We start from the raw sequence: 26,169 nt of genomic DNA on the forward strand, positions 1-26,169 counted from the left end.
GCGCGGCCACCCTATCCGGTGCATCAATGGATGCCAGCCCTGACGGCGCCAGGGATTTCGTCCTGGTGCAGCCGGCCGATGCCGTGATGAGTGATTACTTGTTGCGCCGTTCTGGTACCGGTAGCGCCCCCCGGGTCGATATTGCTCAGAAGCCTGCGTCCACCGTTTGTTCGGTACGCAAACAGCTCCCCGCCCCAAAGCCGGATCATCCCCGCCGCGGTGTGTCGGGCTTCGTGATCCGCGCCCAGCCAAGCGGCTGAAAGGGCGTCGGGCATTCGTGGAAATTCCACAGAGCACCTGTCCGGTGTCCGGCTTCGGAATTGTCCACACTACGGTCTATTTTCACGAACAGACCGCCAATCGGCTTGGTATCGCGGTGTCCGGTGTCCTCACTATCCGACACGGTCCACTTGATTTGATTGAAAAAAATGCCGGTTCAATTTCCGGCGTGAACAACTGGCGATCGCAAGGCCAGGATGTCGGGGCTTTGCATGCTGGATTTGCCGCGCAGCTGGCGGCGAGGTCGATGCGTTGGGGACGCGGTAAGTGCTCGAAGCATATACCAGGCGTGCGCCAAACGGCAACGTTTGCCACTGCAAAATCGCGAGCTTTCGGCGACTTGACTTCGATTTTCCGACGGTAGAGTGGGCTATGTCGATGTGCCAATTAATCCGACGTTCTCAAAGCAAGACCGACAAAGTCCGACCAAGTCCCAGATGCTCGTACCGCCCCGAGGTGAGTGAGTGGGACTCGGGAGCACGAAGTCCCACTTGCTCGAGGTACGAAGGACATTCGGCAAATCGAGCCATCCACCTCTATGAATCGCCAAGGAGCCCAAATGAAGATCTCGACCGTCGCAATCGATGTTGGCTACGGCAACACCAAGTCCGCCTTCCCGCTTGGCTCGGACATCGCAACTAACATGTTCCCGTCCCTGGCACCCGTTGCCGCGACATCCTCCCTCACCGCGCACGCTGGTGGCATCTTCCGGGCACGCAACGTCGTGAATATGGAGATCGACGGCGCGCGATATGAGGTCGGGCCTGATGTCTCGCTGAGCGCCGCCCATGTCCATACCGGTCGCTCCCTCTCCGAGGATTATGTGACGACGCCCAATTACGCTGCCTTGCTTGCCGGATCGCTGCACTACGCCAATGCCAAGGAGGTTGATCGGCTGGTCCTCGGCCTGCCGGTCCACAATACCCAGAAGTACTCGGCCTACCTCAAGGACCGTTTCACCGGCATCCATGACTTTGGCTGGGGCGATGTCCGAATCAACAGCGTCCTCCCGCTGCCGCAGCCGTTGGGCACGCTGATCACGTACATCCAGCAGAGCGGCAAGAAGTACGACCCTGACAATGCCTACCTGGTCATCGATGTCGGCTACTTCACGACCGACTGGGTGGTGGCGCGCGGCTACACCATGGACGACACCCGAAGCGGCGGGGCGCCCGGTGGCGCAGCGCGCATCTACCAGCAAGTGGCAAGCCTGATCTCGGCTGACCGTGGGCAGCCAACCGACAGCATCGAGCGTATCGACAAGGCCATTCGCGATGACAAGCCCATGGTGTTCTATGGTCAGGATCTGGATGTTTCGCCCTACCTGGCGGAGGCCATGGCCGTCGCCCATCAGCCAGTCAAGGAGATTCAGGCACGCGTCGGCCGCACCGAAGATATCCGGGCCATCATCCTGACCGGTGGTGGCGCCCAGCTGTATGCCCCGACCATCCGTGCTGCCTTCCCGCTCAACGTGATCCACATCATGGACGCGCCGTGCTTCGCCAACGTCCGCGGCTTCTACACCATCGGTTCCGCACGGCATGCCGCCAGGGCTGCCTGAGGATGCCGGCCATGGACAAGCTTCAGATGACCGTGACGCTGTCCGCCGACTCGGCTCCCGATCTGCTCGCTTACCTGCGGCAGTACCCGGGAGCCCGGGAGCGGGCGTTCATGCTTAAGCTGCTCGCCCAGCGAGGGCTACAGCTTGTGCTCAGCTCTGGTCCCGACACGCTGCTGCGCCCGCATACTGTAGCAACGGCTCCGATCGTTGCACCATCGGCACTAGATGCTCCGCTCCGGGGTCGACCTGATCGGTCAGCATCGAGCGAAGAGGAGCCGCCCGCACCGTATGCAGCCGTGTCGCAGATCTCGCCGTCGTCGCCGGCAGCGGTACGCCAGCTTGTTGTGGAAAGACCGCAACACGCGTTAGCCTCCGCAGCGGAGGGGCAGCAGGCTGCGCCAGTGACCGCACCAGTGTTGGTGCCTGTAGATCCCGGCATTGACCCGCTTGCCGGCCTGGATGTCGGCGCGCTCAATGACGCCATGGCGCGATTCGGGTGAGCGAGGCGCCGCGGAGTTTCGCGGCGCTTGACTGACTCTCGTTGTGTGGCAACCTGATATCGTTCAAAGACACGAAGGATAGCGAGCCATGTTCGAATACCTGTCCAACACTCAAGGCATTAACCGTTTCGTCTTCACCGTCCTCATTGGGTGGTGCCTTCTAGAGGCCACCCTGGTTGTCTACAATGGCATCAAGAACCGAAAGCGTCGCTGATATCCTCAGACAAAAAAAATGCCCAGCAGTACGCTGGGCATTTTTTTGTTAATGGGATTGCCTCTCAGTGAAGAGTCGGCGCCAAACAGTAATCGAGGGCGGAATCGAACGAGAACTTCCGGCCCAGGAAGGTGAAGCTACCGGACGGCTCACGGCGGTACACATCGAAGAACTCCGCTTCCGATTGTCCGGCCTGGACTTCCGTAGCTGCCGTAGCGCGCATGGCCTGGATATGCAGTTTGTTGATGATTGCTGTGAATCCCTTTTGCGGCATTACATTTCTCCTTGGAGAATCTGCCACGGGATACCCTCCCCTATGGGAAGGACCCACAGGGCAGAGTTTAAGTATGACGCCACCGTCTGGTGGCGATCTGATCAGGCTGTAGCTACCTGTTGAGACATCAGGCGCAGCTGGTACTCGGTGCGCCATTGATCGCAGAAATCCGTGCCACGGACTTTCGGTCTATGCATGACCGTGCACAGCCCTTCGGCCCGCAACCGCTTCTCCAACTTCAACGCGTCGGCCATGCCGGGCGACTTGCCTGTCTTCGGATCGACCTTGTCGAAATCCGCGAAGATGTGCACGGTGTGGATGCCCAAGTCCGGTGGCACCACGAACTGGCTAAGCAGCACACGGTTCAAGCAACTCCAGGCCGGCACGCCAAAGAGCATGTAAGCTGCATAGGCATTCTCCAGCCCTTCGGCAACGCCAACTTCACCGGCACGCGGCTGCATCAATCGCACCGCGCCACCTGCAACCGGTAACGCCGATGCGTCATTTCGCTTGGCCGGCAGGATTTCACCGTCAGCGCTTACGATCGTCGCCTTGGCAGGCGATACCGGGTCCAGCGACGTCCGATGCACCGTGGCCATGCGTCCATCTGGCAGGCTGAACTGCGCAACGATGGTGGGATAGCGACCGACTAGCTGGCCCTCATACCAGTAGTCCTGCACCGCCAGCCGCAACGAAGCGGGCCGCGGCGCTCGCAGATCCGGAACCCGGCCTGCGAGATAGCGCATGGCGTGATCGCCATGTACCAACTCGGCGGCAGAGTTCCACTGCTTGACGATGCGCCGCATCTTGGCCGCGGAGTCATCGGGCCTGCAATGCCGCGCGGGAACAGGCCGGTAAGGCCGAGGATCAACCGGAACGGCTGGCTCGCCGTTCAATTCGCGCTGCAGTTGCCAATACGGCATGCCGGTGTAGCAGCGCACAAGCTCCAGACCGTCGCCGGCTTTGGGGTTGCCCGCATTGCACTTGCGGCACACCCAATCGCCGCGGCCGCGCTTGTTGTCATAGGTAAAGCGGTCATGGCCGCCGCATAGGGGGCAAGGACCAGGACGTCCTCGCCAGAAGTTGTCCGGCAGGACTTCCGCTGGCAGGTACTGCCTCACCAGAGCGTCCCATTGAGCGGGCGTCCAGCTTTTCACAATGTCACTCAGTTCTTTCATGGGATGGCTCCAGATGGAGGGTTGGTCGATGCCTGAGACAGGCGAAGGAACGCTTGCTCAAAAGACGTCCCGGCCGTAGCCAGAAGGTCTTTTCAGCACGGCGTTTTGCTGGGGAATATGGGGATTTGGCCGACCGGCCGAGAAAGGCACCGCTGCTACCGGGCAAGCCGGTAGCAGTCAGTTCAAAGAGGTACTTCTTGGAGGGGCGCGTCAGTACATCGGCGCGCCATCGTTGCGGAAAGGAATGCCATCGAGCGCTGCAGGTCGCGCGAACGGAATCTCCTCGTCGTCGAATCCGCCGAAGCCACCCGACGGCGGTTGCGCAGGCTGCTGACGCGCCCCGGCCGAGCGTTGCGTTGGCGGAGCCGAGCGCTGCTCACTCCCACGACGCTGCTGCGAAGCTCCTCGCTCTGCGCCGGCATCGCCGTCGTCATCGTTGGCACCTGCGCGACCGCCGAGCATCTGCATTTGATCGGCGACGATCTCTGTACTGTACTTGTCCTGGCCGGATTGATCCTGCCACTTGCGCGTACGAATGCGGCCTTCGATGTAGACCGACGAACCCTTGCGCAGGTACTGACCAGCGATTTCTGCCAGCTTGCCGAAGAACGAAATGCGATGCCATTCGGTTGCTTCCTTCATTTCGCCGGACTGCTTATCCTTGTAGCGATCGGTGGTCGCAACACGGATGTTTGTCACCGCGTCGCCACTGGGCATGTAACGAGTTTCAGGATCTGCCCCGAGGTTGCCCAGGAGGATGACTTTGTTGACGGATGCCATGGTGCTTCCTATTCAATGAACGAGATTGATGTTCCAGACCCATCTGTCCCAGAGTTTCTGCTCTCCGGTCCTTGGGTCCTTAATGGGATCGCCAGTCTTCTTATCGAAGGCTGGCACCTTCTCCTTGCGCAGGCGTTTGACCGCAACACGGTCACCTAGCTTGCAACCGGCTTCTGCGAGAGCGTCCTTCAGACCTTCGCCCTGCAGGGTCTTCTCGCCGGCACCCATGTACAGCTTGACGGCAAACGACGTGTAGGTACGTGGCCCACCAGACTTACGATTGGGGAACTCCATTTCGCCCCACTCGATGAGCTTGCCAACGGTGTAGGCGGAAGTGGAACCCTTTTCAGAGGAGGCGCTTCCGCCCCCTTCCCGCTCGCCGCCTTCGCGTTTGCTGCGCGATGGCTGGACGCCATCCAAGCTGCGCGTTGCCTGAAAGCGGCGCCCTCCTGCTGGCGCGTCACTACTTGTCGGCGAGTCCGGCGTGAGTTCGCGCTCGGCTTGAAAAATGACGTCAGCCGCGACCTTCTCTAGCGCTTCGCCTGGATGCACGCTGACCTGTTTCCAACGAGGGATCACCTCCGGCAGCAGCTTGTCGCCATACGGCGTGCTCTGCAGCCGATGATGAAAGCCCCCAACGAAGTGGATTACGCGATCACCTTCGTCCCGAAGCAGATGGGGGATGCCGTGAACATAGAACTGCCGCTCGTTGGCGGCGCCTGTGCCGACCGGGATCATGCTGGAAGAGGATGACCCTCTCTGTTCCGCGCTCAGAACACCGGCCACACGCTTGATGAGATTAAGCCAAGTCATGGTCTAAAGAAGGGAGCCACAGCACAAACGTCGGACCGCATCGAGGTCGCCACGCAGCCTGGCGTGATTGAGAATCACGTCTTGCAGGGTCTCAGGGTTGACCCCGGATACGCCGCAGACGTAGCTGTATGGCAACGCGCCATTCCAATAGCCAAATATCCAGCCGAGCGTCATGGAGTACTCCTCCAGGTCGAGAGCCCGATTGCGCATGCGGGCACGCAACATCTCGGCACAGTCGATAAGGGACTCCGGCATGTTGTCGCCGCGGCGGCTATCGCAGGCGAGGCTGATGAGAGCGTCGACCATTTTCTCGCGCACCGCCTCGCTCCAGAAAGAGGGGTCGGGCAACGGGTCGAGCTTGGGAGGGGGCATTACGATGGCGGCCGCTTCACCGAAGAAGTCGAGCTGCCATCCAGCTGTCGTCGTTTTCATTTAGTCTCCGGACAGGCACCCGAAGACCCACCAGCCGGCGGGTAACGGGTACCCGCGACAGGTGGAAAGCGCCGCCTCAAAGAGGCGGCAACGGATCAGGAACGGTCGTACGTTCCCGTTCGACGAAGCGGCGTAACCACTGCCGAGCGCTCATAAGGTTGTTGCTTGGGCTCCGCCATCTCCTGCGCTTCGTGCTTCGATTTGGATTGGATATCCGGCATGGAAACCTTGGGCGCTGCGGGAATGGCCTTGTTCCAGGCAATGACCCGGTGATACAGGAATGACAGTCCAACGACGGTCACAAAGGCACCGACGATGAACGACTGCGACGCCATGTACAACACCATGCAGAGCATGAAGAATTTGAACGGACGCTTGATGAGATTCGTGACAAAGGATTCCATGGTTTCTCTCCAGAAACGTTGCAAGGGATTTCCTGGCGGATGCCAGGCGATGGTTCGATGCTCCGAGGAGCAAGGAATCTCTGGAGGAACAGCTGCGCTTCAACGCGCTTGCGGCATGCAGTAACGCATGGCGAAAGCACGCTGGCGTGGGCGGAGGACTATGAGATTGAGCGCTGCCGCCAATTGGCGCGCGCGCTAGGTCGATGCGTCTGAACGCAGGTTTGTCACGATCCTAACGACAGAGGATCAAGGAAGGTAGCGGCGGTTGTCAAGATAGTTGACGCGTCACTTCATGCGGACTGCTTTAGTTCTTGCGGCTGCATCCGTTCCGGATTGAGCCAGACTTCATTCTCCAGCTCCCAATTGCGCGTCGATCGAGACCAACGCTGCGGATTGCGCGCCTTGGCCTCCGCGTACACGGCCTTGCGCTGCGCAAGCACAGCAGCGGCTACACCGTTGTGGCGCTGCGCCGGCGTGACGAATTTCAGGCCGCTGTGTTTGTGCTCGTGGTTGTACCAACGCACGAACTGCTGCGTCCAGGCACGGGCCTCATCGACACTGCCGAACGGCCTGCGTGGGTAGTTGGGCCGGTACTTGCAGGTGCGGAACAGCGACTCGGCGTACGGGTTGTCGTTGCTCACGCGCGGCCGGCTGAACGACGCCGCCACTCCCAGGTTTTCCAGGGTGGCGAGCATCGTCGCGCCTTTCATCGGGCTGCCGTTATCCGAGTGCAGCACCAGCGGACGTCCCGCCAGGCTCTCGGCCAGACTGGCACGCCGCATCAGCAGTGCGGCCAGTTCCGCCGATTCCGCCTCATGCACTTCGTGACCGACAATTTTGCGGCTGAACACGTCCAGCATCATGTACCAGTAGTAATACCGCCCCTTGACCGCCGACGGCAGCCACGTGATGTCCCACGACCAGACCTGGTTCGGCGCCGTCGCACAATGACTGGTCACCACCCGAGCCGAGGGTTGGCGCGCACGACCCCGGTGGTGCTGCTGCGAAACGCTGCGCAGCACACGGTAAAAGCTCGACTCCGACGCGAGGTACACGCCGCGGTCGGCCAGACCCGGCACGATCTGGCTGGGCGGCAGGCTGGCAAACTCCTCACTGATGGCAACCTCAAGAATCTGTTGCCGTTCGGCGTCGCTCAGTTTGTTGCCCGGTTCCGGCCGCACGGTCGTCGTGCGGCGATCGGCCGGCACCGCGTCGCCGTCACCCACCCAGCGCTGGAACGTGCGCAGGCTCAGGCCCAGTTCTTTGCAAGCCTTCTCCAACCGGCAGCCGGACTGCGCTGCCTCGCGGATCAACGATATACATAACAGGCGATCCGGGACGTTGATCAATCGTCCTCTTTGTCTCCCCAGATCGCCTGGGCTTTTTTTCTCAGAATCAGCAGCGCAGCCGCTTCCGCCAGCGCTTTCTCCTTGCGCTGTAATTCCTTCTCGAGCTGGTGGATGCGTTTCCTGTCGTCTTTCGACTGATGCCGCTGCTCCCGCGCCTGCTCCGCAGCGTTCGCATTGGCTGCCAGACAGGCGGCCCGCCAGGCGGCGATCTGTTCGGGATAAAGACCCTTGCGCCGGCAGTACTCGGCCAGCTCCGCTGCATTGAGCGGGGCGGTTTCCAGCACTACCGCAAACTTGTCTTCCGAAGACCATCCTTCGGGATTCTTCCCATCGCCCGGCACGACCAGCCCCTTTCCTTTCGCCTGTCGGCGCCACGTGTACAACGTCTGCTCGGTAATCCCCGTTTCCCTGGCCAGCGCTGAAACCAGCACGTTTTCTGGCGGCATCATGCGGCGCACCAGCGCTTCTCTTCTCTCTGCTGAGTAGGCTTTCATTTACCCTGATTTTACCGCCCCCGGACCTCGTCTCTAAGAATCAGGTGACGTGACATCTATCCTGACGCCGGGGGGTAGGCAGAAAGCTAACCAAAAGACGGTGGCTTTCCGGGAAAAACGCATGAGCATGCTCATAGTTTGAGGTCGCGTCCGCAAATTAAGGTTTGTTTATTTCTGTTTTTCGAATGTCTAATATCGACCCCTAACTTTAGGGGTAAACCCCTAAATTCCCGGGCAGACGGTACCGATAAGCGAAGCATAAGCAATCAGCTTTGCACCTTTCCCGGCAAAAGACGCCCCTAAATGAAGAGCTTTTGCTGACCCAAAGGCGTCGCACGTTCCGTACTCTCCATGAGGACTTGACAACGCTTCTGGGCCGTAACGCTGGTTGTCAGGTTCTTTCCGAGTGAGCGAAAAATGCCGCAGAAAAAAATCAAAACTGAAGACGTTCCTGCCGTGCGGGCAGACATCGTGAATTTCCCTGTGCAACCTGAGGTCTCCCGAGCGGAGATGGCCTTACGCAATGCGCTGGGTACCGTTCCAGTCAACGAGGACGCATTCAGCCGTCTTCTCCAATGTGTCCGAAACATTCAGCGCACGAAGGACAAGATCTCTCGTCTGCTCCAGGACCTTGGGGCGGACCTTCTGCTCATGCATGAATCAACGACGGAAATCGTCGCTGCTGAGTATGGCGACACCCGAGCGGCACGGTCACGCGCACGCGACATGTTTTTCATCATCGCTGAGGAGGCACTGGACCTAACTCGTAGCCAGGCACAGCTATACCTGAGTCTCTACCATCGCTTTCTTCAGCACAACGGCGCGCTTTCCAAGCTCAATATCGGTGAACTTATGGTTCTCCGCCGGCGTGACTACTCGTCGGAGGAAATCGACGCGGTCATCGAATTCAAGGAGAACGACCCGGCCTACCATCGCAAGGACATTCGCAAGTTCGTCGAGCGGCTTCGTAAGCAGGAGGAGGAGGTTATCGACGTCCAAACCAAGTTGGACATCGCGACGGCGGAACTTGCAAGTACGGTTTCCGAGAATGCTGACAAGGATTTTGAGATTCGGCGCCTCAATACTGAGCTCGGACGATTGGCGTCAGAACGCGACGCGGATCGGGAAGCGCTGAGTCACGTACGGGAGGAGATGACCCGGCAAAACTTGAGCTACAGCGCCATCCGGATGCAGATCGATGATCTGGAACGCGAGAAGCGGGAGCTGCAGGAACGCATGGCGTTTTCGAAGGCCAATACCCGCCCGGAAACCGTTGAAGTGCAGATCGTCCCGCCAGGCTATGCCTCTCTGGAAGAGGCCCTGGCCGCGAAGAATGACGAACTCTCCTCGGCAAAGGCAGATCTGGCCGATATCCAGTCGCGGCGTCAGCAGATTGAGTGCGAAATCGCAGAACGTTCTTCTGTCCTGGATAGGCGTGCGCGCGCCCGTGATGACCTCGCCAAACTGGTGACCCAATTCGAGCAAATCCTTTCGACATTTGCGTCGGCGCAACTCACCGTACATATGGCCGGAGACATCTCCGAATTTCGCCCGGCCTTGACGGTGCTCGACAGCATCATCTCCCGCCTCCACGCTGACATTCGCTCGGCCCTGAATGCCCGATGAGAGCAAGAGATATGCAACAGCACTCCCCCACCGCCGAGTTTGATCGTTTGCAACTCACCCGGATGACATGCGATCGGATTCGGTCGGCAAACTATCACCTCACAGATCACCTTGCGGAACTGCTCGGCGCGCACCCTGAGCTTGAGCAGGTGCTGCATATTGGCAAAGGTGCCGTCGACAAGGTCCGCAAGGCAGAGGCCACGCAACGCGATTTGATGGGTACCCCATTCCTCGTTGTCGTACCAACGCTCGCCGATGTACAGGACTGGCGTTGCTTGACGGAGAACACAACGACCACGCTAGCCGTCGACACACTGCGCTCCCAGTTGCCTGGCTGGACCAACGACGACAAGCTTCGCTTGTTCTACAACAATCGCCATTACATATGGCTGATGGTCGAGCTGCTCCATGTCAGCATTCTGGCCGCGCCTCTTCTCGGAATCAACAAGGAGCTAGCAGAGTATCTGCGTTCGCTCCCGCAGCACGTCTTTGACATGGCCATTGCGCGAGTCGACTTCCCGATCTTCCGTTGGCGCCTGCATAGCAGGACTTTCTGGATCGACTTCGATTCCAATCGGCTGAGTCCCGATTCGAATGGGCATCACTTCCTGACTTCCACCCCGCTGCGCGCCGATCGCATGGCGACAAAGAACAGCTGGACGAACCTCCGTTTGGAGCCATTCCAAAAGAAGGTCTACAGCGAAATGATGGTCCGAAGCCACTGCCGGGCCTCGACTATCACATCGCTGCTGGGCATTACCTCGACACGTACCCGCAAGCTGTTTCAGCAGATCCACGGAAAATCTTCGCCCTCGGGTCAGCTACCGACGTCGACCGCCTGGTACTTCGAGCACCCGACCCATCGCCTTCAGGCGACGATCATCGTCTCGCTGTATCGCATTGGATTGGTGTTCGGCGCTAATGTCCCGGAGGCATTCATCGCGGCCTACGATCTCTTCGACAAATTCTTCGGAACTGCGTCCAAGATATCTGCCGATCGGGCATGTCACATTTGCCGAACCATGTCCACCGATGCGCAACTCGAATTGGCACCCTGCAGGGTATGTCGGACACCCTATCTCATTGCAAACGTGGCACCCCGTATTGAACTCAGCCATGCATTCTCCTGCCCTGGCTGCAGTGGGCTACTGGGCGGTGCAAATGGCGCGGCGCGCCGGCGCAAATAGATCAAAGAGGACTGAACGATGATGAGTACCGCTATTCTATTCGTTCTCGTCTTTGTGGTGCCCCCGGTCCTGGCATACAAGCTCGCGCGACAATGGGGACGAAGCGGCTGGAAGTGGGCGTTGATCTGCTTCTGCACACATTACATCGGCCTCTTCCTGCTGTATCTGCTTCCGTCACGGGCGACCCCAAGGCTTCAGCAGTACTGCGGGAAGCATCCTGAATGCGCAACGGATAATGGCATGCCCTGCTCCTATTGCGGATCGCGCAGCATCCGCCTGTGACGCGAACAACGGTTCCTCTCCATGCGGCAGCACCATATTTGCAACCACTGCGGCCGGATCCTTTACACCACTGATGCTGATGCCCCACCTTCAGGGGGTCAAAGTTGGCTTTAGTTTGTCGTCTAGATAGTGGTCCTCTTCGTGTATGCTCACGCCGGCCGAAGGCTGGGCGCGGACTTGACTTTGCGCCCCGGACGTTAAGCTAAAAATAACGGACCGATCCCCGGCCGATTCAAAATCAGAGAAGAAAAATGCAAAACTCCAAATTCGCTCTCTCGGTCCTGGCCACGGCCATGACGCTCGCTCTTGCCGCATGTGGCGGTGGTGGTGGCGACGACGGTGGCTCCAAGCGGGAGCCGAGTACACCAACCACGCCAACGGTTCCGCAGGCTCCGACGTCGGTGCCGCCGGCGACAACGGTCTCCGCCCCTACGTACCCCAGTGGCGACCTGCGTCTGACAGCGTTCAATGCCCTGAGCGACTATCGGATCAAGATGGGCGTCGGCGCCCTGAAGCAAGATACAGCCCTCGATGTCGCCGCGGACAACCACGTCGCGTACCTGAAAGCAAATTCTGCGGTTGGTCACGAGGAAACTGCCGGCAAGCCCGGCTTTACCGGTGCAACTCCTTACGAACAAGGTGTGGCCGCGGGCGCCTCGAAGGACCAGTGGATCAGCCAAGCGGCAGATGGTTCCATTGGCTGCCTAGCGGACTTTAGGAACTCGGTGTATCACCTGCAGGGCATCACCAGCAACCAGGAGACGATCGGCCTTTCCATTCGCGAGGGTTATTGCGTTATGAATTTTGGCGTAAAGACCGGTGCAAACGGCAGCGGATATGGCCTCCCGCAGTGGGGTGGACAGCAAATGGCGACGAACGCCTTTGCTTACTCTCCGATCGACGCCGAAAGCGTCCCAGGAACATTCACCGCCACCGCGGAGTCGCCAAGCCCGGCCCCGGATCTGCCGAGCGCAGGCCACCCTGTCATGTTCAGGGTTCCAGCTCCCAATGCAAGTGACGTGCTGACGGTCTCAAGTTTTACCCTCACCGGCCCGGGGGGTAGTGCAGTTCCCGCCAGAATTCTGGTTGCCAGCGCCGCGAAGCCGGGCTCAGTCGCTTCGGCTATCTCTGATCCCTACGTCTACAGTGGAGTGGCCTTCCTTCTCCCTACCCAACCGCTCGCGGCTGGCACTTACACCGCAACTTTCGCTGGCGCTCGCAACGGCGTAGCTATCAGCAAGTCTTGGAGCTTCACGGCATTCTGACGTAGCGCCAAGCTGCAAAATAGGAAATGGCCCGCATCGCTGCGGGCCATATTCTCCCGCGGGCTAGTCTCATTGCACTGTAGAGCCGTTATTGCAAACACTGGCCGGCGCCAAGTAGGTCCAAGTGAAGCACGTCCCTGGGCCGTTGCTGCCGCCGCCTGTCAAGGCCGAGTCGAACCCAGGCCCTGTGACGACTTGAAACTGCATTGACGGTGTGCCATGAGTGATGACCCACCCGTTCACGACCGTCGACGCCCCGGGATTTCTCACGGTGACCAGCGCAGACGTCAATGCTGCGTATCCGCCAGAAGCTTTCAATTGATCGTAGGGGACACTGCCGAACAGCACATACTCTACGTTACTGCCTCCGAAACCTTGCCGGGATGTGTACGAGTATGCGTATGGGGTAGCCGCTGGAACCGGCACGCCGCCACCCAACGCAAAACCGCCAGCAACAAGTACAAACGTCACCGTGTTTGGCGATGGTGGAGGCGGTGGTGGAGGCGGTGGCGGGGGGGGCGGCGCCGGAGCACCGCAAGTGGCCAGACCAATCTGGACGAGCCAGATCTTCCCGGCAGGACAGTCTGCCACTGTCATTGGTGACGCCGGAAAGGTGTACAACTGTGCGGCCGCTGTTGAAGACTCGGCAGCGACAACGCACGCCAAAAGGATGCGCTTCATAGATCGATCCTGTTTCTAATACATGCAGCCTGTCGTGACAGTGCCCAGCAGTTGACCTCCAAGAGCCCCGGTATCGTTGCCGCTATACCACGCCCCTGGCGACATGGCGCTTGCCTGCGCGTACCAGTAGGTGCCGTAGTCGTTCATTGAGAAGTACGTTCCTTGGATGGGCGGCATCACGGTTCCGGTGATATTCACCATTTCCTGCCTTGGTGTGTACATCGCCCAAGCGGTGCCCCCAGGGCAGTTGTCCTTAGAGAATGTCATCCCATCCGATACGTTCTCGAATTTCCGCGTGATCGACAAGTTGCCCAACCCGTTGGTCAATGGTAACCGCTCATTTCAGCACACCTTGTTGAGTCGAGCCGTTACCCGGTAACGTACGCAATATGGAAACGTTACCGGGTAACTAAGGAGTGCAGGATGGCGCAGACGACAGCCCAACGGCAGGCGGCCTATCGGGCAAGACGCGCGACAGCGGGCAAGGACGGCAACGGAGAACGTCGGCTGGACATGTGGGTGAGTAGCGAGGTGGATCTCGCGCTCGCGCGCCTGGCACGCCGTTACGCGGTAACGAAGCGTCAGATGCTGGAGCGGCTGATAGTTCGTGCCGACGAAGCAATCGTGCGCCGGCTCGATCCGGATTCAGAGCAATGGGACCTCTACTTCAAGGCGAGCCGGTAATGCTCGCCCGTTACCGTGTAACGGGCGAGTGCCGTATATGATCGATCAGCGCCTTGGTTGCGGCCGGTCGTCGTTCAGGCGGCGGGCGCAGCGGCGCTTTGGCGTTTGGCGAAGTTGAACGGCAGCAGGTCGGTGACGTCCGCGTCCGGGGCACGCTGCGGCAATTCGGTCAGCACGTGTAGCAGATAGGCATACGGCTCCACGCCGCAAGCCCGGCACGTGAGCATCAGGCTATAGACCATCGCGCTGGCCTTGGCGCCGGCGACTGTGTCGCTGAACATCCACGACTTCCTCCCCGTACAGAATGGTCTGATGTCGCGCTCGATGATGTTGTTGTCCACGGCCGCTTGCCCGTCGGTGACGTAGCGGCTCAGGTACTCCCACTGGTTTCGCGTGTAGGCGATCGCCTTGCCCAGCAGGCTCTCGGGCAGTACCTGCGGCGCCTGCTCGTCCAGCCATGCCTTGAACGCTTCGAGCAACGGCACGCTGTGCTGCTGACGCATCCGGTACGTGTAGTCGATGCGCGTTTCACCTTCGGGTAGGTCTGCCTTGGCGAGCGTCTCGACCTGATACAGAGCCTTGAAGTACTCGAGCGCGTGCTGCGCGCGGCCACCGGGTTTCTTTTGGCCCTTGAGCGCGTCGACAAACGCTCGCCTGGCATGGGCGAGACAGCCGAAGTGCGTGACGCCATTGACCGTGCGCCACGCGCTGTAACCATCGGTCATCAGCATGCCCTCATAGCCGGCGAGAAACGCTCGCGGATATTCCTGAGCGCGCCCCGGCTGGTAGTCGAACAGTACGACCGGCTGTTCGCTGTCTTCGGCACTGCGATAGACCCACATGTACGATTGACTCTGCGGGGTCTTGCCTTCTTCCTTCAGGACCTGCACCGTCGTTTCGTCGCCGTGGATGAGCGGCTGGGACAGCAGCGTGCGGCGTAGCGCCTCGTACAGCCGACTGTAGTGCAATTGCGCGGGCCGGATGATCCAGTTGGCCAGTGTGCCGCGGCCAACTTCAATGCCGGCGCGACTCAGTGCGTCTTCCATACGGTACAGTGGTGTGCCATCCACGTACTTGCCGGTGGTCACCGTCGCAAGCATAGCCGCGCTTGCATTGCTGCCTGGAAGTGGTTGCGCCGGCATCGGCGCAGTCAGCACCGGCGTGCGTTCGGCGTTGCGCTCGCAGTGCCGACACGCATATTTGAAGCGGACGTGCTGCAGCACCGAGACCTTGACTTCGATGTGCAACTGCTCGCTGACCTCCTCGCCCATGCGGTGCATCGCGCCCTGGCAGCAGGAGCAGATCTTCTGGTCCTCGGGCAGGTCGTATTCGATGCGTTGGCGCGGCAACTCCGCCGGCAGCGGCTTGCGACCACGTTTGCGGCCTGCAGGCTTGTCAGGCTCCGGCAACCCCGTGTCCGGAAGCGCGAGCGCGTTATCCTCATTGTCGTCGGCCGACTCTGCGGCCATTTGTTCGGCTTCGTCGAACACGCGGTCCTTGAGCTTCTCGCTGCTTGGTGCGAAGCGTTTGGACTGCGCGAGGCGGAACTGTTCCTCAAGGAGCCTGATGCGCTCGTTTAGCTCGGCGATGTGCTGGGCGTTGGCAGCAGCCCGCGCTTCGAGTTCGCGGATATAGGCCTGGGCGGCCGGCGGCAATTGGGAGAGGTCGTGTTCGTTCATGCTGAACACGATAGTGCAGCCGCCGCCCATTCGGGTATACGTCACACCGAACGACCATCAAGCTGTGTGCTGATATTTGCGCGACGGATGCCGCTGCACGGCGTCTACGTCGATACCGTCCAGCAGCCAGTGCAACTGCTCGGTCGTCAGCTCGATCACCGCCTGCTGACGCCGTGGCCACACAAAGTGGTCTTCCTCCAAGCGCTTCATCAGGAGCCAGAAGCCGGTGCGATCCCACAGCAAGAGCTTGATCCGGTTGCGCCGGCGGTTATGAAAGGCGTAGACGGCACGGGCAAACGGATCGAGCTGCATCGACTGCTCGACCAGGGCAACCAATCCATTGATCCCGAGGCGGAAATCCACCGCATTGCGGTGCAGGTAGACCTGCAGGTCAGCGTCGAGCTTGAACATCAACGCGCTCCCAACGCTTCGATCATCGCCTTCACCAGCGCGACGTCCTGCCCGCCGCATTGGAGCTCGACCGTCACGCCGTTGGGCAACTGCGCCACCAGCCGAGACGGCAATGGCGCCGGCGGTTGCAACGCACGCACAGGCACCGACACTGCCCCAGGCATAGTTGTCCGCCCGGGCTCGGCCTGCGGGCCGGCACCGTGAATTTCCACCACCGGAACGAACGCCGCCGGCGCACTTTCGATGACGTCCCTCGTGCCAGCAGCAACCTTTTGTTCCGCCTTGTGTTGCCCGATCCATCGGCGCAACTGGTTCGCGTTCACCCCGGCCTTGATTGCCATGCTGGCCACCGATACCCCTGGCCGCAGGCAAGCTTCAACCAACCGCCGCTTGTCACCCTTGTCAAAGCTACGCTTGCCGTTGGCGCCGACGTTGATCGCCCGCAGCGGCAAGAAATCCAAATCGATCTGGCCCATGACTTGTGTCCACTAAAAATGGTGGACACAATCCTGCGCCGTCTGCGCTTCTGATGCTATGTGCGGAGAATTTCGCGCTTACGGTCAATGCGACATACCGGTTCCCTTTGCAGATGTAGCCGACGTTTGTACCGCTCGTGGCAAGCTGGCCATTGTTTCCGCACCATATACCGTCGGTCACATTCGTGACGGCCGTCCCGATCGGCTGCCAAATGCCGCCAAAACAGATCACGAGCCCCGTTCCCGTTGCGCTTGTCCGGATCGATCTGTCAACGCCACATGCTCCGCCGGGACTGCCGGTGCTGGTCAGGTACGTGTCACTGTTGCTCGTCAGCGACGTGTTTGCAGTCACCCGTCTTGCGTTATTGATGTCGTTACCGCCCATGTCGATCGACGTCTGCATCTGATTCAGCTCGGGATGCCCCGGTACCTGGACCCGGTATAGGTACCCGTTATTGGCCTGCGCTCCGGTGAAGGCCAACAACGAGGCCAGCCGGCCACTCCCGGGGTTGGTGTAGTTCACCAGCGGCACCTGCCACGCGCCGTACGCTCCATAGGCCCTGGTTGGCACCATCGTCGGGTCTCCGTTCTGCCCTGCGTATGGCACGAAGCCGCCCTGCGCACCCGCTTGCGCGGCGATCTGGACCAACTGGCGCGTGTCTGTGATGGCACGGCCGCCCTGCGATGTGACGAGCGCCTGCAAGTTGTTTGGCGTTGGCTGCATGACCTGGAGCAACCACGTCTGCCCGAACACGTTAGTCGCTGAGAAACCAGCGGGCAGATAGCCACCATTGACTAGCATCGCCGGCGTGACCGACACCGGCACACTCGCCGTGGCCTGGGCGACCAGCGTTGCGGCTTCGTCCTGCACGAACTGCAGGGCGGCCTTATCGAAAACAAGCATCTGGCTCGCCGCGGCTGCGGTCTGCACATTCGTGACGCCGGCTTTCGCCCACGTCGCGAAGCCGGCAAGGCTCAGCATCGAGAGCATCAGTGCGATGAGATATCCGAGTATCGCTTCCATGCGTTTCTCAGGTGTTCAACTGGACCCAGTGGACCAGCGCCCCAACGGGAATGTTCGCTGGCACGCTGTACGCCATGCCGGTTGCAAGATTGACGACCGTGCCCTGACTTCGGACGCGGAACCACGCCAGGCTGCCTTGGGTGGTGCCGAGCAGCGACGCGCCCGCCCCTGAGGACACGCGCACATAGCCATACACGTCCCGCCCCCCAGCGGGGTTGGCCACGGCCATGCAGCCCGCGCCGGCAGGAGTCACCATGCCCGCCGGCAGCACCGGCGTCACACTTGCTCCGACCAGGCCGGGCGTCGCGCCGGCCGTAGCTACGCAGGCTGCGCCGTAGGCCTGCGCCTGCTGTGCCGTGATGGTTGCCACCGATTCCATGCGACCGGGCACACCGGCACCGGGCGCCGCTTGCGACAGCTGCGCGTGCTGCGCCACGAAGCCAAGACAAAACAGGACCGTGGCGATGGGCATGATCAGGTAACCCATGACATTTCTCCTGAGGAACCGGCGCGGGCGCTCGACCTCACTGGAAGGTGACCGTAAAGGCGGCAGTCCTTGAGACCCAGGGCCGCGCTCACGCACTGCTTGGCGGTCCGAGCGCCGCCCCCACCAAACTGAATTACCCCTTGCGAGCCACTGTTGGCAGAAGACAGCGTCATGGCATGCCCCAGGAATCGAGCAGCGTGGTGCTGCGAACCATTTCCGTCGGGAACATCCCGCCGGTAATCATCGACGGAACGTTCACCGTCGTGAAGTTCGTGTAGCCGTCGTCGTCCTGCGAGAAGCCTGCGCGGGCAATCGTGATCAGTTGTGCAATGTTGGTTGCCACTACCCCCGGGCTTGTGGCTCTGGAAGCGGTTGTAGCCCGCGTAGGCGAACACCAACGAGTGCCAGCTGGCCCAGCACAATCGCGATGATCCGACCAAGAACTCCATCCATGTCATATTCCTAAAGTGCAACGCGCGATGACGTTGCCTTCCATCGTGGACGTGATACCGATGCAGAAGCGGTCGCTGTACCCGCGCGCTCGCCTTACTCACTGGAATGTCAGAGCGAAGGTCGCCGTGGCGCTACAGGCCGCGCCGGCGGTCGCCTGGTCGGGGAGGTTGGTCTGGTTGAACGTCGTCGAGCCGACCGTCAGCGTCACATAGTCCTTGAGACCCACGGCTGCGCTTACACATTGCTTTGCGGTCTGTGCGTTGCCACCGCCGAAGGTGATCACGCCCTGCGAGCCATTGTTGGCGGACGAAAGCGTGACTGCATTACCCCACGGATCGACCAGCGACGTACCGCGCACCATGTCCGTCGGAAACATGCCGCCAGTAACCATGGCCGCGATATTCGCCGTCGTGAAGTTGGCATACCCGTTGTTCCCTTGCGAGAATCCGGCACGAGCATTCGTAATCAGCTGCGTGATGTTGGTCGCGACCACACCGGCTTTATGGGTCTGAAAGCCGTTGTAACCCGCGTAGGCAATGCCAACCAGTGCGAGCAGGCCCAAGACAATGGCGACGATGCGCCCGAGAATTCCATCCATTCGATACCCCTTTTTGAGTTTGAAATACGCCGTTTATTAGAACTGTCCCATCGAGGACGTGAGGATCGATGAGAGAGAGTTGGAGCCGAGTTGCAGCACCACGAAGGCCAGGAACATCAACCCGGTGAAGATCGCGGACATGACCATCCCTTTGGCGAGCAACTGCCGCTCGATGACCTCAGCGTTCTGGCGCACGGCCACCGTGATCTTTTCGGTAAAGTCGTCGAAGCCCGCATACGCACCGATTTCGTCGATCAGATCCAAGGACGGGAATCCATTGCCGGTCTGCCGCATGGCCTCGGCCAGATCCAGCCCATCGGCCAGCCCAAGACGAATCGGCCGCAGCCGTGACGCCAGCCAGGGCGACGCCGAGCTGATCTGTCCCTCCAGCGCAACGGTGTCAGGTACGTTCGCCCGCAACAGTGCGACGAAGGACATCAGCCAAGTGAAGCCAGTAATCTCTCGGTACGCCGTGAACGGGAACACGTGCCGGTCACAGACTCGCCTGCCCGGCCCCGTCCATCGAGACAGCGCCCACCAACTCCAGCCGGCATATGCACCGAGCCCGCCGAAAATCACTGGCGCTGGCCACCCCACCGCCAACTGACCCATCCAGTACATCGCATAGGCCCAGTCCGTCCATTTTTGGAGCGGCAGTACGTCGAGAAACTGCGGGACGATGTATCCCCCGATCAGCTGCAAGACCACGTAGAGCGTCACGAGATACACCGTTGGCGCGAAAAAGCTCGCCTGCAGCTTCTGGCGAAGGCGTGTCGTCAGGTCCCGAACGTCCAGCACGAGCCGCATCGCTTCCGGCAATTGCCCCGCCCTCTCACCCGCGTCCAGCACGCTGCGCTCGAGATCGCTAAGGCTTGCGCCCATTGCCGCCATCAGCGTCTTGCCGTCGCGTACCTGGCGACCCACCTCGTGCGCCGCCCCGGCCGCGCGCTTTCTGCCGCGCCGAGCTTGCCGTTCGCGGAAATCCTCCAGAACCTGCGCGAGAGTCAGCCCATTCTCCAACTGGCTGGATGCCTGCTGATACAGGCGCCGCCGCATTCCCCAGGACAATCCGTTCACACTTCCTCCCGCATCGGAATGGCATCGACATTTCGCTCGGCGTCGACCGGATCGAGCCGGCCGGCCAGGACCAAGTCCATGGCGTGAGCGATCATCGACTTGTCGGAGCCGGGACGCGCCCTGTGGTTGCGCCTCGCCGCCAACACCCCATGGTTGACGCAGTCTTGCATCAGCGCCTCGTTGGTCACTACAACCTCTGCCACTGCCTGCTGACCGACAATGCCTTCACCATGGCAGTGTTCGCAGCCTGCGCCGCGAACGCGCACGCCAGACAGATCCCCCCAAGAGCGCATCGCACGCATCATGTAGTCCGGCAGCGGTTCTGCCGCGCTTTCAATTGGCACGCAGCATTTCGAGCAAAGTAACGGGACGATCCGTTGCGCAATCAGACCGATGACCTGATTGTGATTGCAGATCACTTCCATCGCCAGACGCACGTGGTCGAGCATGACCAGCCGCAAGAAGGTTTCGAACGGATCGGTCACGTGCAGGGTGGTCAGTACCAGGTGACCAGTGGCCGCGGCCTGCAGCGTTGCGATCGCCTCTTCAACACCACGGATTTCGCCCAGCAGTACGGCATCCGGGTCCATCCGCAGTGTCATGCGCAGCATCTCCGGAAAGCGTTCGCTTTCCGTGACAAGCTGGATCGCCCAGTCCATCGGGTACTCGGTCGGGTTCTCGATCGTGATCAGCCGCTTCTGGGGGAATAGACGGGCCTGATGGCGGGTGCACTCGAAGAGCGTCGTCGTCTTGCCGCTGCCGGTTGGGCCCGTCACGACGATCACCCCCATGGGCCGACGAAGTAGCTGCGAGATCAGTTCCACCTGCAGGGGCGTGTATCCCATCTCGCCGAGCATGAAATCGCCCATCGGACTCTCTGGCATTCGAAGCTCCAATCGCTTCGCCGCCTCGAACGCTTCGGCTTTCTTGGCTCCCTGGTGATGTTCCCGGTATTGCAGGCGCGCCACGAGAAACCCACCGCCGCTCTCCACCGGATAGGCCGGCCCGCGGACGATACGCACACTGGAAAGGCCAGTGCTGGGCAGCACGTCGCCGGCAATCTGCGCATCCTGGACGTCCAGCGGGTTGTAGGTGGCGGCCTTCACGGTGGCCAAGCCCGTGTACATTGCCCGGATCAGGCGCTCCCCCTCTTCCCTGCGCATGGACAGGGCGGCGACCGTGCGCAGGTCCCCTTTGACCCGCACCTGAATCTCAGTATGGTGCTCACGGACCAGGATGTGGATGTCCGAGGCGACCAGCACGGCGCAATCGGCAATCAGCTGGCGCGCCAAGCTCAACGTATGCAGGTCTGCATCCTGCAACAGGCCTGTACCGCGCTGCTGCCGCAATACCGAGAGTTCCTGCGCGGACACCTTGCGCACTTGTGGCGCCGCACCGCTGCGCCGCAGCTTGGCCTCCCAAGTAAGAAAGCGAGGCGTGCCAAAGTGGCGCGCATCCACGTAGATTTCGCAACCGTGCACTGTCAGCACCTGTTGCACTTCGTCACTGGTGAGGCCGAACTCCTCGGCGAGATCCTCCACATAGAGTCCGCTCTCGGACGCGCGCTGACGTAGAGCCGCTGCCTGCTCAGCCGTCAGGTGGTTCATGTTGCAGGCAACGCGGTCGAAGGTGGCCAGAAGGGTCTTCGGATAGAGGATATGGGGTGCCAACACATCCGGTGGCGGGGGCAAAGTCAGCACGTCGGATTTCACCGACGGCTCGGCCCGCAAGGCAAATGCCGTGAAACGGGCAGGATCTCGGCTCGGATTGCGCCACAGGCGCGAAATGGTCCCAATCATCGTGGTTCTCCGACGTTGTGGTTAGCCGCCACGGGCAGCGATACGCCGTCCCGCATTGCGTACAGCTTCCCGATTCCCTTCCATGCCTGAGTGGCTGCGTCGTAGCTGACTTCTGTGAGCCGCAAGCCAGGCACGGCATCAAGGCCGCCGCCAACGCCCAGCCACGGCGGTGCACCGAAAGCGATATCCGCAGACATTGCCAACCACGGCTCAACTGGTGCATCGCCGTTTGACGGGGGCAGCGCCGGCGGCATGGTCAGCTGCAAGCCCACGCCGTTGTCGTGCCCGTAGGTCCAGATTGACCGCTGCGCGTCCGCAACGGAATGGACTGCCGACGCCGACGGCAGGAAGGCAGCCGGGGCATTTGACGAGGCATTCGCCTGATTGCCGTCCGAAGTGAGCGCGCCCGGCGCATTAGCGGCAACCCCACCGTCCCGCTTCCAGTTCGTTTCGACCGTCAGGGTCGTCGACGTAGCTCGCTTACAGTGCCATCCGGCGAGCGTCCACCCGGCATCGGCGAGCGACTGGATGTCCCACGCCCGTCGGCATGCCTGAAGGAAAGCCCCCGGCGTCGCCTCTTCCACCCAAGGCAACACCCGTGGCTGCGCGGCCTCATTGGCTCGCTGCGCGGCGGCGATCGCGCGTTGGCGCATCAGCTGGGCTTCGCGCTCCGCTTCCCGCTGTTGGTCATACCAATACCACCCGCCTCCGGCGAGCGAGGCGGTCCCCGCGATCGCTGCCACGACGTAAGCGGTCGACTTCCACGGCCCCGTCAGGACGTCTCGCATAGCCGACACGCCCTTCGACGCACGCGCCATCGCCGCCAGGTCGCGCAGCGTTCCCTCAACCTCCGTCCATTCGCCCAGCGCCCGCTGCTGCGCGCGGACTGCAGTCAACTCTTCCAGCGTGCCGACCCGATCTCCACCAGTAATGACGGCGTGGCCTTGCCTGACCGCCACATACCAGTAGCGGCTGCCTTGCAGGTGAAAGAGGCCCATCCATGGCTGACGATGCTGGCTCGCCACGATGGCGGCGAGCGGCTTTATCCCAGCAGGCTTTGCACCGGCGATAGGTTCGCAGAAGCCACTCTGGACGGCACCTTCTGCGCTTTCATGCACCACGCCCCAACGAACATTGCGACCGAGCTCCAGAGCGCTTGCACGCAAGGCGCTCTTGCTCGGCTGTGCCTCCTCGTGCAGCCAGGACAATCCAATGGCAAAGCCGCCCTTAATCCCGGGGAATGACAAAATCTCTGCCATGGCTCAGGGCCTCAGGGTGCGCGCGCGCTTACCGTTGGCAAGCTTCACGCCGGCGTCATCGATGCTCACCACCTTCCAGCCGTCATCCAGCGTGTCACCGGCATGAACCGGCACGGTACGCCCGCCGACATCGAGAATGGCGTTGTAGTGGCCATCGAAGGCACGCAGCGACACGAGGCGCGTCCCATCCGACGACACCCTCGAACTGCGTTCGATGGTCCCACCCATCGGCATTGGACCGGTCAGCGAAATCGACGGTGCTCCGCCTGACTGCGGCGCCCCCGTGGATGCGGCCGTCATCGAGTCCTCCGCTCGCTTCACTTCCGCCTTGTATTTGGCGATTTCCGCACGTGCCTTCCACAGCACTATCTGAGACTGCAGGGCGGCCAGCTCCGGCGCATCCGTGTGCCGAGCTGGCGGGTTGGCTTCGACCGGAGCACCGGCAGTAGTGGGCGAAGCCGCACTCGCTGCAGCGGTTGCTGCGGTAGCGTCCGTGACCGATTTCGCCGTCGGACTAGAAGCCGACTGCCAGGTCACGGGGCCAGCCCCAACTGAGGCAATCGCGGCGGCAGCCGGATTGGGCGACGCGAAAGCCGCAGTGGTAGTGGCGGTTGCAGCGGCGATGGTCAGGGCAGCCGCAGCCCAACGAAGATTCAATGCGCGTTTCTGCATGGTGTTGTCTCTGTGTTACAGGAGGCGGGCCGAGATCACGATCGCGATCACCGTGTCTCCCTTGGTGGCGCCGACACCGCCACCAAGAGCAGCCATCCATGGTTCACCGACGCCGTTGTTGGTTGTTGCCGCCTTCTGGTTGCGCAGGCCTGTCAGCACCAGGGATTCACCGGGCTTGAGACTTACCGACTGCGCGAAGCGATTGGTCGGCATGGTGCGCAGCTGCACGCTAGTCTGATTCGCGTCCCCGCCTGCGTTGAACCGCTGCAGCGGCAGCAAATCCGACAACGTCATGTCGAAGTTCATCAGGATCCGACCATCGACGACCTTGGGCAGGAACGCGCTGGTAAAGCCATAGGTCACGGTGCCGGTCTGGATGGAACTGGTGGAACCGACATTCGCTGCCAACGTCGTCTGCGACTGCGGCACGTAGTCCTGCAGGGTTGCCGTCTGCAGGGCGAGCACTTTGCCGTTCTGGGTGACGCCCGAGCGCGACACCACCTGCGACACGTTGCCGAGGCTGGAGAGCGCCTGGACCACGGCCTTGCTTCCAGCCAGGGGGCCGCTCATGATCGTTGCGCCGAGGTTCATGGGTGAGGCGCTGCCGGAGATAGTCGGGGTGCTGGGTGAGCTGAAGGAGACGCCGGTATGGCCGCTGGAGCTTTGGTAAGCGAGCGAGAGGTTCAGGCCGTAGTTGTCCTCGCGCGTTACGCGGACTTCATAGACCTGCACGTCGATGGCAACCTGCTTGCCATACATGGCAGCCAGGCTCTTCACGAATTGCTCGACGCGATCGCACTGCACGGGGTCGCCAGTGACCGTCAAGGTGCCCAGGTTCTTGTCGAGTACGACCTCAGCACTGGCGCCGGCCACCGCCTTCGCTGTTTGCTGGAGGGTTTCCCAGGGTTTCATCTCGACCGACATGTTCATCGACTGGCCGCTTCTGCCCGCGCCGCTCCCGCCAGCACCGCTGCCATTGCTGCTGGCACCGGACATGCTGCCGGAACTGCTGTCTGAGGTGGTGATCGATCCGTTCATGGATGAGGAGTCCGCCAGGCTCGGAAGCATGTAGGTCCGTGTCTCGGTCCGGAAGAAGGTCACGGTTCCGTCGTTGTAGCGAGACCAGGCGCCAAAATGCGCCTCGAGCACCTCCAGAAATCCTTTGAAATTGCCCTCATAGCGCAGGGTCAGCGGCAATGCCGACGCCATGCTTGCGCCATTCGCCGATGCCGAGGCGCCACCGGCCAGCGGCGCACCGAGGTCCACTGTACGCGGCGCCCCACCCATCGGGATAGGCCCACCCGGTCGTGTCCCCGCTTGCACCGGAGCCGGGCTGACTGGCAGCGCCGACGCGTCCACGGTGGCGCGCACACCGACGCTTTGCGCGATCCAGTTGGCGGCCTCCGTCAGTGAGCCGATACTGCCTTTGAACACCACATGCTTGCTGTAGATGTCCGGTTGTGGCTTGCTTGCGCGAACCTTCTCTCCCATCAGCCATGCGCCCTCATGCACACGGAACACCGGCCGGCTGCGCGGCGCATCGGCATAGTGCGCGTTGGCCTCACTGCCGATCGCAGTTTGTACATTGCGTGTTTCGATCACGCCGCAGCCGGACATCAACGTGGCGGCCGCCACGGCAGCCGCCGTAAAGCGTTTGCTTCGCATACTCATTGCACCATTCCGTTTTGGCTGATGATCACCGTGCGGTTGCCGCGCCAGCTATCGCCGACCACGTCCGCACCATTGCTCGCGAGCTCTTCGACGACACGCTTGACGGCCGTTTCGAAGTCACTGCCGTAAGCTTTGTCGCCGGGAACGATCCAACCGTCCGGGACGTTCCATGCCACAGTCCAGCCAGCCCGGGTAGCCCAGCCTTGAAGCTGTTGTTGGAGGGGCTCCCCTTTGAGGAGTCTGAACTCTTGAGTCACCGGCGCGACGGCCGCCGCAGCGGTCGAGGTGTCACCGGAGCCGAGCACGGCGCCGCCTGTTACAGTGGTCCTGATGGGCGACACCGCGGACAGCAGTGCCGCCTCCCCGCCAGCGGCCTTGCCGGTGCGATCGGGCTGCAACGACTGCCACCCATCGCTCGACAGTTGTTGTGCTGGATGCGCGCTGGGTGCCTTGGAAGCGTTGGCGGCCGGCGTGACGCACAGACCGGTGACCAGCGAGGCAATAGCCCCGGCGATGCGGAGGGTTCGGTTGGATTGGCGCATAGCTATGCTTTCGAATGA

At 61.3% G+C, this 26,169-nt stretch carries 27 protein-coding genes and 1 pseudogene; 7 read left to right on the forward strand and 21 right to left on the reverse strand.

The annotated features are described in order from the left end of the window. Positions 1 to 26: 26 nt before the first annotated feature. From RS901_RS36270 to RS901_RS36280, 3 genes are all read left to right on the forward strand, one after another. Positions 27 to 260 (forward strand): hypothetical protein, encoded by a 234-nt coding sequence (locus RS901_RS36270; RefSeq protein WP_316157469.1) that lies wholly within the window; start codon positions 27 to 29, stop codon positions 258 to 260. A gap of 578 nt (positions 261 to 838) precedes the next feature. Continuing rightward, positions 839 to 1,840: a PRTRC system protein D gene (locus RS901_RS36275; protein ID WP_316157470.1), complete on the forward strand. Its 1,002-nt coding sequence runs from the start codon at positions 839 to 841 to the stop codon at positions 1,838 to 1,840. Positions 1,841 to 1,851: 11 nt separating this feature from the next. After that, entirely contained in the window at positions 1,852 to 2,340 is a 489-nt protein-coding gene (locus RS901_RS36280; protein ID WP_316157471.1) for a hypothetical protein, read from the forward strand. Positions 2,341 to 2,618: 278 nt separating this feature from the next. On the opposite strand, the gene RS901_RS36285 is transcribed toward RS901_RS36280, so the two are convergent. From RS901_RS36285 to RS901_RS36315, 7 genes and pseudogenes are all read right to left on the reverse strand, one after another. Continuing rightward, a complete protein-coding gene (locus RS901_RS36285) occupies positions 2,619 to 2,828 on the reverse strand; it encodes a hypothetical protein (RefSeq protein ID WP_316157472.1) in 210 nt (69 codons plus the stop codon). A 101-nt stretch (positions 2,829 to 2,929) separates the two neighbouring features. Beyond that, entirely contained in the window at positions 2,930 to 4,006 is a 1,077-nt protein-coding gene (locus RS901_RS36290) for a primase-helicase zinc-binding domain-containing protein (protein WP_316157473.1), read from the reverse strand. A 210-nt stretch (positions 4,007 to 4,216) separates the two neighbouring features. After that, entirely contained in the window at positions 4,217 to 4,786 is a 570-nt protein-coding gene (locus RS901_RS36295) for a single-stranded DNA-binding protein (protein ID WP_316157474.1), read from the reverse strand. A 12-nt stretch (positions 4,787 to 4,798) separates the two neighbouring features. After that, positions 4,799 to 5,599, reverse strand: coding sequence for a hypothetical protein (locus tag RS901_RS36300; RefSeq protein ID WP_316157475.1), 801 nt, complete (start codon positions 5,597 to 5,599; stop codon positions 4,799 to 4,801). A 3-nt stretch (positions 5,600 to 5,602) separates the two neighbouring features. Next, a complete protein-coding gene (locus tag RS901_RS36305; protein WP_316157476.1) occupies positions 5,603 to 6,031 on the reverse strand; it encodes a hypothetical protein in 429 nt (142 codons plus the stop codon). A gap of 95 nt (positions 6,032 to 6,126) precedes the next feature. Beyond that, positions 6,127 to 6,435, reverse strand: coding sequence for a hypothetical protein (locus RS901_RS36310; protein ID WP_316157477.1), 309 nt, complete (start codon positions 6,433 to 6,435; stop codon positions 6,127 to 6,129). 290 nt (positions 6,436 to 6,725) lie between these two features. Next, positions 6,726 to 8,278: pseudogene (locus tag RS901_RS36315) on the reverse strand (IS3 family transposase). 417 nt (positions 8,279 to 8,695) lie between these two features. Between RS901_RS36315 and RS901_RS36320 the strand changes: the two are divergent. The 3 genes from RS901_RS36320 to RS901_RS36330 all read left to right on the forward strand — a co-directional run bounded on the left by RS901_RS36320 (position 8,696) and on the right by RS901_RS36330 (position 12,638). Continuing rightward, positions 8,696 to 9,904: a hypothetical protein gene (locus RS901_RS36320; protein ID WP_316157478.1), complete on the forward strand. Its 1,209-nt coding sequence runs from the start codon at positions 8,696 to 8,698 to the stop codon at positions 9,902 to 9,904. Positions 9,905 to 9,915: 11 nt separating this feature from the next. Continuing rightward, positions 9,916 to 11,091: a FlhC family transcriptional regulator gene (locus RS901_RS36325; RefSeq protein ID WP_316157479.1), complete on the forward strand. Its 1,176-nt coding sequence runs from the start codon at positions 9,916 to 9,918 to the stop codon at positions 11,089 to 11,091. 533 nt (positions 11,092 to 11,624) lie between these two features. Next, complete coding sequence (locus tag RS901_RS36330; protein WP_316157480.1) at positions 11,625 to 12,638, forward strand: CAP domain-containing protein; 1,014 nt, start codon at positions 11,625 to 11,627, stop codon at positions 12,636 to 12,638. Between the two features lie 696 nt (positions 12,639 to 13,334). Here the strand turns inward: RS901_RS36330 and RS901_RS36335 are convergent. Further along, entirely contained in the window at positions 13,335 to 13,646 is a 312-nt protein-coding gene (locus RS901_RS36335; RefSeq protein WP_316157481.1) for a hypothetical protein, read from the reverse strand. Positions 13,647 to 13,742: 96 nt separating this feature from the next. Here RS901_RS36335 and RS901_RS36340 point away from each other — a divergent pair, with 96 nt between their 5' ends. Then, a complete protein-coding gene (locus tag RS901_RS36340; protein WP_316151027.1) occupies positions 13,743 to 14,003 on the forward strand; it encodes a hypothetical protein in 261 nt (86 codons plus the stop codon). A 74-nt stretch (positions 14,004 to 14,077) separates the two neighbouring features. On the opposite strand, the gene tnpC is transcribed toward RS901_RS36340, so the two are convergent. The 13 genes from tnpC to RS901_RS36405 form a co-directional block, all read right to left on the reverse strand. Next, on the reverse strand, positions 14,078 to 15,682 hold the full coding sequence (gene tnpC, locus RS901_RS36345) for an IS66 family transposase (RefSeq protein ID WP_316151028.1): 1,605 nt from the start codon (positions 15,680 to 15,682) through the stop codon (positions 14,078 to 14,080). 57 nt (positions 15,683 to 15,739) lie between these two features. After that, positions 15,740 to 16,093, reverse strand: a complete 354-nt coding sequence (tnpB, locus tag RS901_RS36350; protein ID WP_316151029.1) for an IS66 family insertion sequence element accessory protein TnpB — start codon at positions 16,091 to 16,093, stop codon at positions 15,740 to 15,742. Further along, complete coding sequence (tnpA, locus tag RS901_RS36355) at positions 16,093 to 16,569, reverse strand: IS66-like element accessory protein TnpA (protein WP_316151030.1); 477 nt, start codon at positions 16,567 to 16,569, stop codon at positions 16,093 to 16,095. The genes tnpB and tnpA overlap by 1 nt, the downstream gene beginning before the upstream one ends. Further along, complete coding sequence (gene pilV / locus RS901_RS36360) at positions 16,502 to 17,593, reverse strand: shufflon system plasmid conjugative transfer pilus tip adhesin PilV (protein ID WP_316157482.1); 1,092 nt, start codon at positions 17,591 to 17,593, stop codon at positions 16,502 to 16,504. Before pilV ends, tnpA begins: the two co-directional genes overlap by 68 nt. 7 nt (positions 17,594 to 17,600) lie before the next feature. Beyond that, on the reverse strand, positions 17,601 to 18,080 hold the full coding sequence (locus tag RS901_RS36365; protein WP_316157483.1) for a hypothetical protein: 480 nt from the start codon (positions 18,078 to 18,080) through the stop codon (positions 17,601 to 17,603). A 169-nt stretch (positions 18,081 to 18,249) separates the two neighbouring features. Beyond that, a complete protein-coding gene (locus RS901_RS36370; RefSeq protein WP_316157484.1) occupies positions 18,250 to 18,423 on the reverse strand; it encodes a hypothetical protein in 174 nt (57 codons plus the stop codon). 207 nt (positions 18,424 to 18,630) lie between these two features. Then, positions 18,631 to 19,131, reverse strand: a complete 501-nt coding sequence (locus tag RS901_RS36375; protein WP_316157485.1) for a prepilin type IV pili — start codon at positions 19,129 to 19,131, stop codon at positions 18,631 to 18,633. Positions 19,132 to 19,167: 36 nt separating this feature from the next. Then, positions 19,168 to 20,208 carry a type II secretion system F family protein gene (locus RS901_RS36380; protein ID WP_316157486.1) on the reverse strand — a complete coding sequence of 347 codons (1,041 nt, stop codon included), beginning with the start codon at positions 20,206 to 20,208 and terminating at the stop codon, positions 19,168 to 19,170. Continuing rightward, positions 20,205 to 22,007, reverse strand: coding sequence for a GspE/PulE family protein (locus RS901_RS36385; protein WP_316157487.1), 1,803 nt, complete (start codon positions 22,005 to 22,007; stop codon positions 20,205 to 20,207). Before RS901_RS36385 ends, RS901_RS36380 begins: the two co-directional genes overlap by 4 nt. Then, positions 22,004 to 23,266 (reverse strand): type 4b pilus protein PilO2, encoded by a 1,263-nt coding sequence (gene pilO2 / locus RS901_RS36390; protein ID WP_316157488.1) that lies wholly within the window; start codon positions 23,264 to 23,266, stop codon positions 22,004 to 22,006. Before pilO2 ends, RS901_RS36385 begins: the two co-directional genes overlap by 4 nt. Before the next feature lie 3 nt (positions 23,267 to 23,269). Next, positions 23,270 to 23,938: a type IV pilus biogenesis protein PilP gene (gene pilP / locus RS901_RS36395; RefSeq protein WP_316157489.1), complete on the reverse strand. Its 669-nt coding sequence runs from the start codon at positions 23,936 to 23,938 to the stop codon at positions 23,270 to 23,272. A gap of 15 nt (positions 23,939 to 23,953) precedes the next feature. After that, positions 23,954 to 25,609, reverse strand: a complete 1,656-nt coding sequence (locus RS901_RS36400) for a pilus assembly protein PilN (RefSeq protein ID WP_316157490.1) — start codon at positions 25,607 to 25,609, stop codon at positions 23,954 to 23,956. Beyond that, positions 25,606 to 26,151 carry a toxin co-regulated pilus biosynthesis Q family protein gene (locus RS901_RS36405; protein WP_316157491.1) on the reverse strand — a complete coding sequence of 182 codons (546 nt, stop codon included), beginning with the start codon at positions 26,149 to 26,151 and terminating at the stop codon, positions 25,606 to 25,608. Before RS901_RS36405 ends, RS901_RS36400 begins: the two co-directional genes overlap by 4 nt. Positions 26,152 to 26,169 lie beyond the last annotated feature (18 nt).

It is taken from the genome of Cupriavidus sp. BIC8F, from assembly GCF_032465815.1.
GTDB classification, from domain to species: Bacteria; Pseudomonadota; Gammaproteobacteria; order Burkholderiales; family Burkholderiaceae; genus Cupriavidus; species Cupriavidus necator.

What these genes read in the sequence shown, in the direction of transcription:
- RS901_RS36290 (WP_316157473.1), bottom strand. Translation starts at nt 4,006, where the DNA reads ATGAAAGAACTGAGTGACATTGTGAAAAGCTGGACGCCCGCTCAATGG.
- RS901_RS36365 (WP_316157483.1), bottom strand. Translation starts at nt 18,080, where the DNA reads ATGGGTTACCTGATCATGCCCATCGCCACGGTCCTGTTTTGTCTTGGC.
- RS901_RS36285 (WP_316157472.1), bottom strand. Translation starts at nt 2,828, where the DNA reads ATGCCGCAAAAGGGATTCACAGCAATCATCAACAAACTGCATATCCAG.
- RS901_RS36295 (WP_316157474.1), bottom strand. Translation starts at nt 4,786, where the DNA reads ATGGCATCCGTCAACAAAGTCATCCTCCTGGGCAACCTCGGGGCAGAT.
- RS901_RS36280 (WP_316157471.1), top strand. Translation starts at nt 1,852, where the DNA reads ATGGACAAGCTTCAGATGACCGTGACGCTGTCCGCCGACTCGGCTCCC.
- RS901_RS36405 (WP_316157491.1), bottom strand. Translation starts at nt 26,151, where the DNA reads ATGCGCCAATCCAACCGAACCCTCCGCATCGCCGGGGCTATTGCCTCG.
- RS901_RS36300 (WP_316157475.1), bottom strand. Translation starts at nt 5,599, where the DNA reads ATGACTTGGCTTAATCTCATCAAGCGTGTGGCCGGTGTTCTGAGCGCG.
- pilV (WP_316157482.1), bottom strand. Translation starts at nt 17,593, where the DNA reads ATGGAAGCGATACTCGGATATCTCATCGCACTGATGCTCTCGATGCTG.
- RS901_RS36330 (WP_316157480.1), top strand. Translation starts at nt 11,625, where the DNA reads ATGCAAAACTCCAAATTCGCTCTCTCGGTCCTGGCCACGGCCATGACG.
- RS901_RS36310 (WP_316157477.1), bottom strand. Translation starts at nt 6,435, where the DNA reads ATGGAATCCTTTGTCACGAATCTCATCAAGCGTCCGTTCAAATTCTTC.
- RS901_RS36270 (WP_316157469.1), top strand. Translation starts at nt 27, where the DNA reads ATGGATGCCAGCCCTGACGGCGCCAGGGATTTCGTCCTGGTGCAGCCG.
- RS901_RS36275 (WP_316157470.1), top strand. Translation starts at nt 839, where the DNA reads ATGAAGATCTCGACCGTCGCAATCGATGTTGGCTACGGCAACACCAAG.
- tnpB (WP_316151029.1), bottom strand. Translation starts at nt 16,093, where the DNA reads ATGTTCAAGCTCGACGCTGACCTGCAGGTCTACCTGCACCGCAATGCG.
- RS901_RS36320 (WP_316157478.1), top strand. Translation starts at nt 8,696, where the DNA reads ATGCCGCAGAAAAAAATCAAAACTGAAGACGTTCCTGCCGTGCGGGCA.
- pilP (WP_316157489.1), bottom strand. Translation starts at nt 23,938, where the DNA reads ATGCAGAAACGCGCATTGAATCTTCGTTGGGCTGCGGCTGCCCTGACC.
- RS901_RS36400 (WP_316157490.1), bottom strand. Translation starts at nt 25,609, where the DNA reads ATGAGTATGCGAAGCAAACGCTTTACGGCGGCTGCCGTGGCGGCCGCC.
- RS901_RS36340 (WP_316151027.1), top strand. Translation starts at nt 13,743, where the DNA reads ATGGCGCAGACGACAGCCCAACGGCAGGCGGCCTATCGGGCAAGACGC.
- RS901_RS36305 (WP_316157476.1), bottom strand. Translation starts at nt 6,031, where the DNA reads ATGAAAACGACGACAGCTGGATGGCAGCTCGACTTCTTCGGTGAAGCG.
- RS901_RS36375 (WP_316157485.1), bottom strand. Translation starts at nt 19,131, where the DNA reads ATGGATGGAATTCTCGGGCGCATCGTCGCCATTGTCTTGGGCCTGCTC.
- RS901_RS36385 (WP_316157487.1), bottom strand. Translation starts at nt 22,007, where the DNA reads ATGATTGGGACCATTTCGCGCCTGTGGCGCAATCCGAGCCGAGATCCT.
- tnpC (WP_316151028.1), bottom strand. Translation starts at nt 15,682, where the DNA reads ATGAACGAACACGACCTCTCCCAATTGCCGCCGGCCGCCCAGGCCTAT.
- tnpA (WP_316151030.1), bottom strand. Translation starts at nt 16,569, where the DNA reads ATGGGCCAGATCGATTTGGATTTCTTGCCGCTGCGGGCGATCAACGTC.
- RS901_RS36325 (WP_316157479.1), top strand. Translation starts at nt 9,916, where the DNA reads ATGCAACAGCACTCCCCCACCGCCGAGTTTGATCGTTTGCAACTCACC.
- pilO2 (WP_316157488.1), bottom strand. Translation starts at nt 23,266, where the DNA reads ATGGCAGAGATTTTGTCATTCCCCGGGATTAAGGGCGGCTTTGCCATT.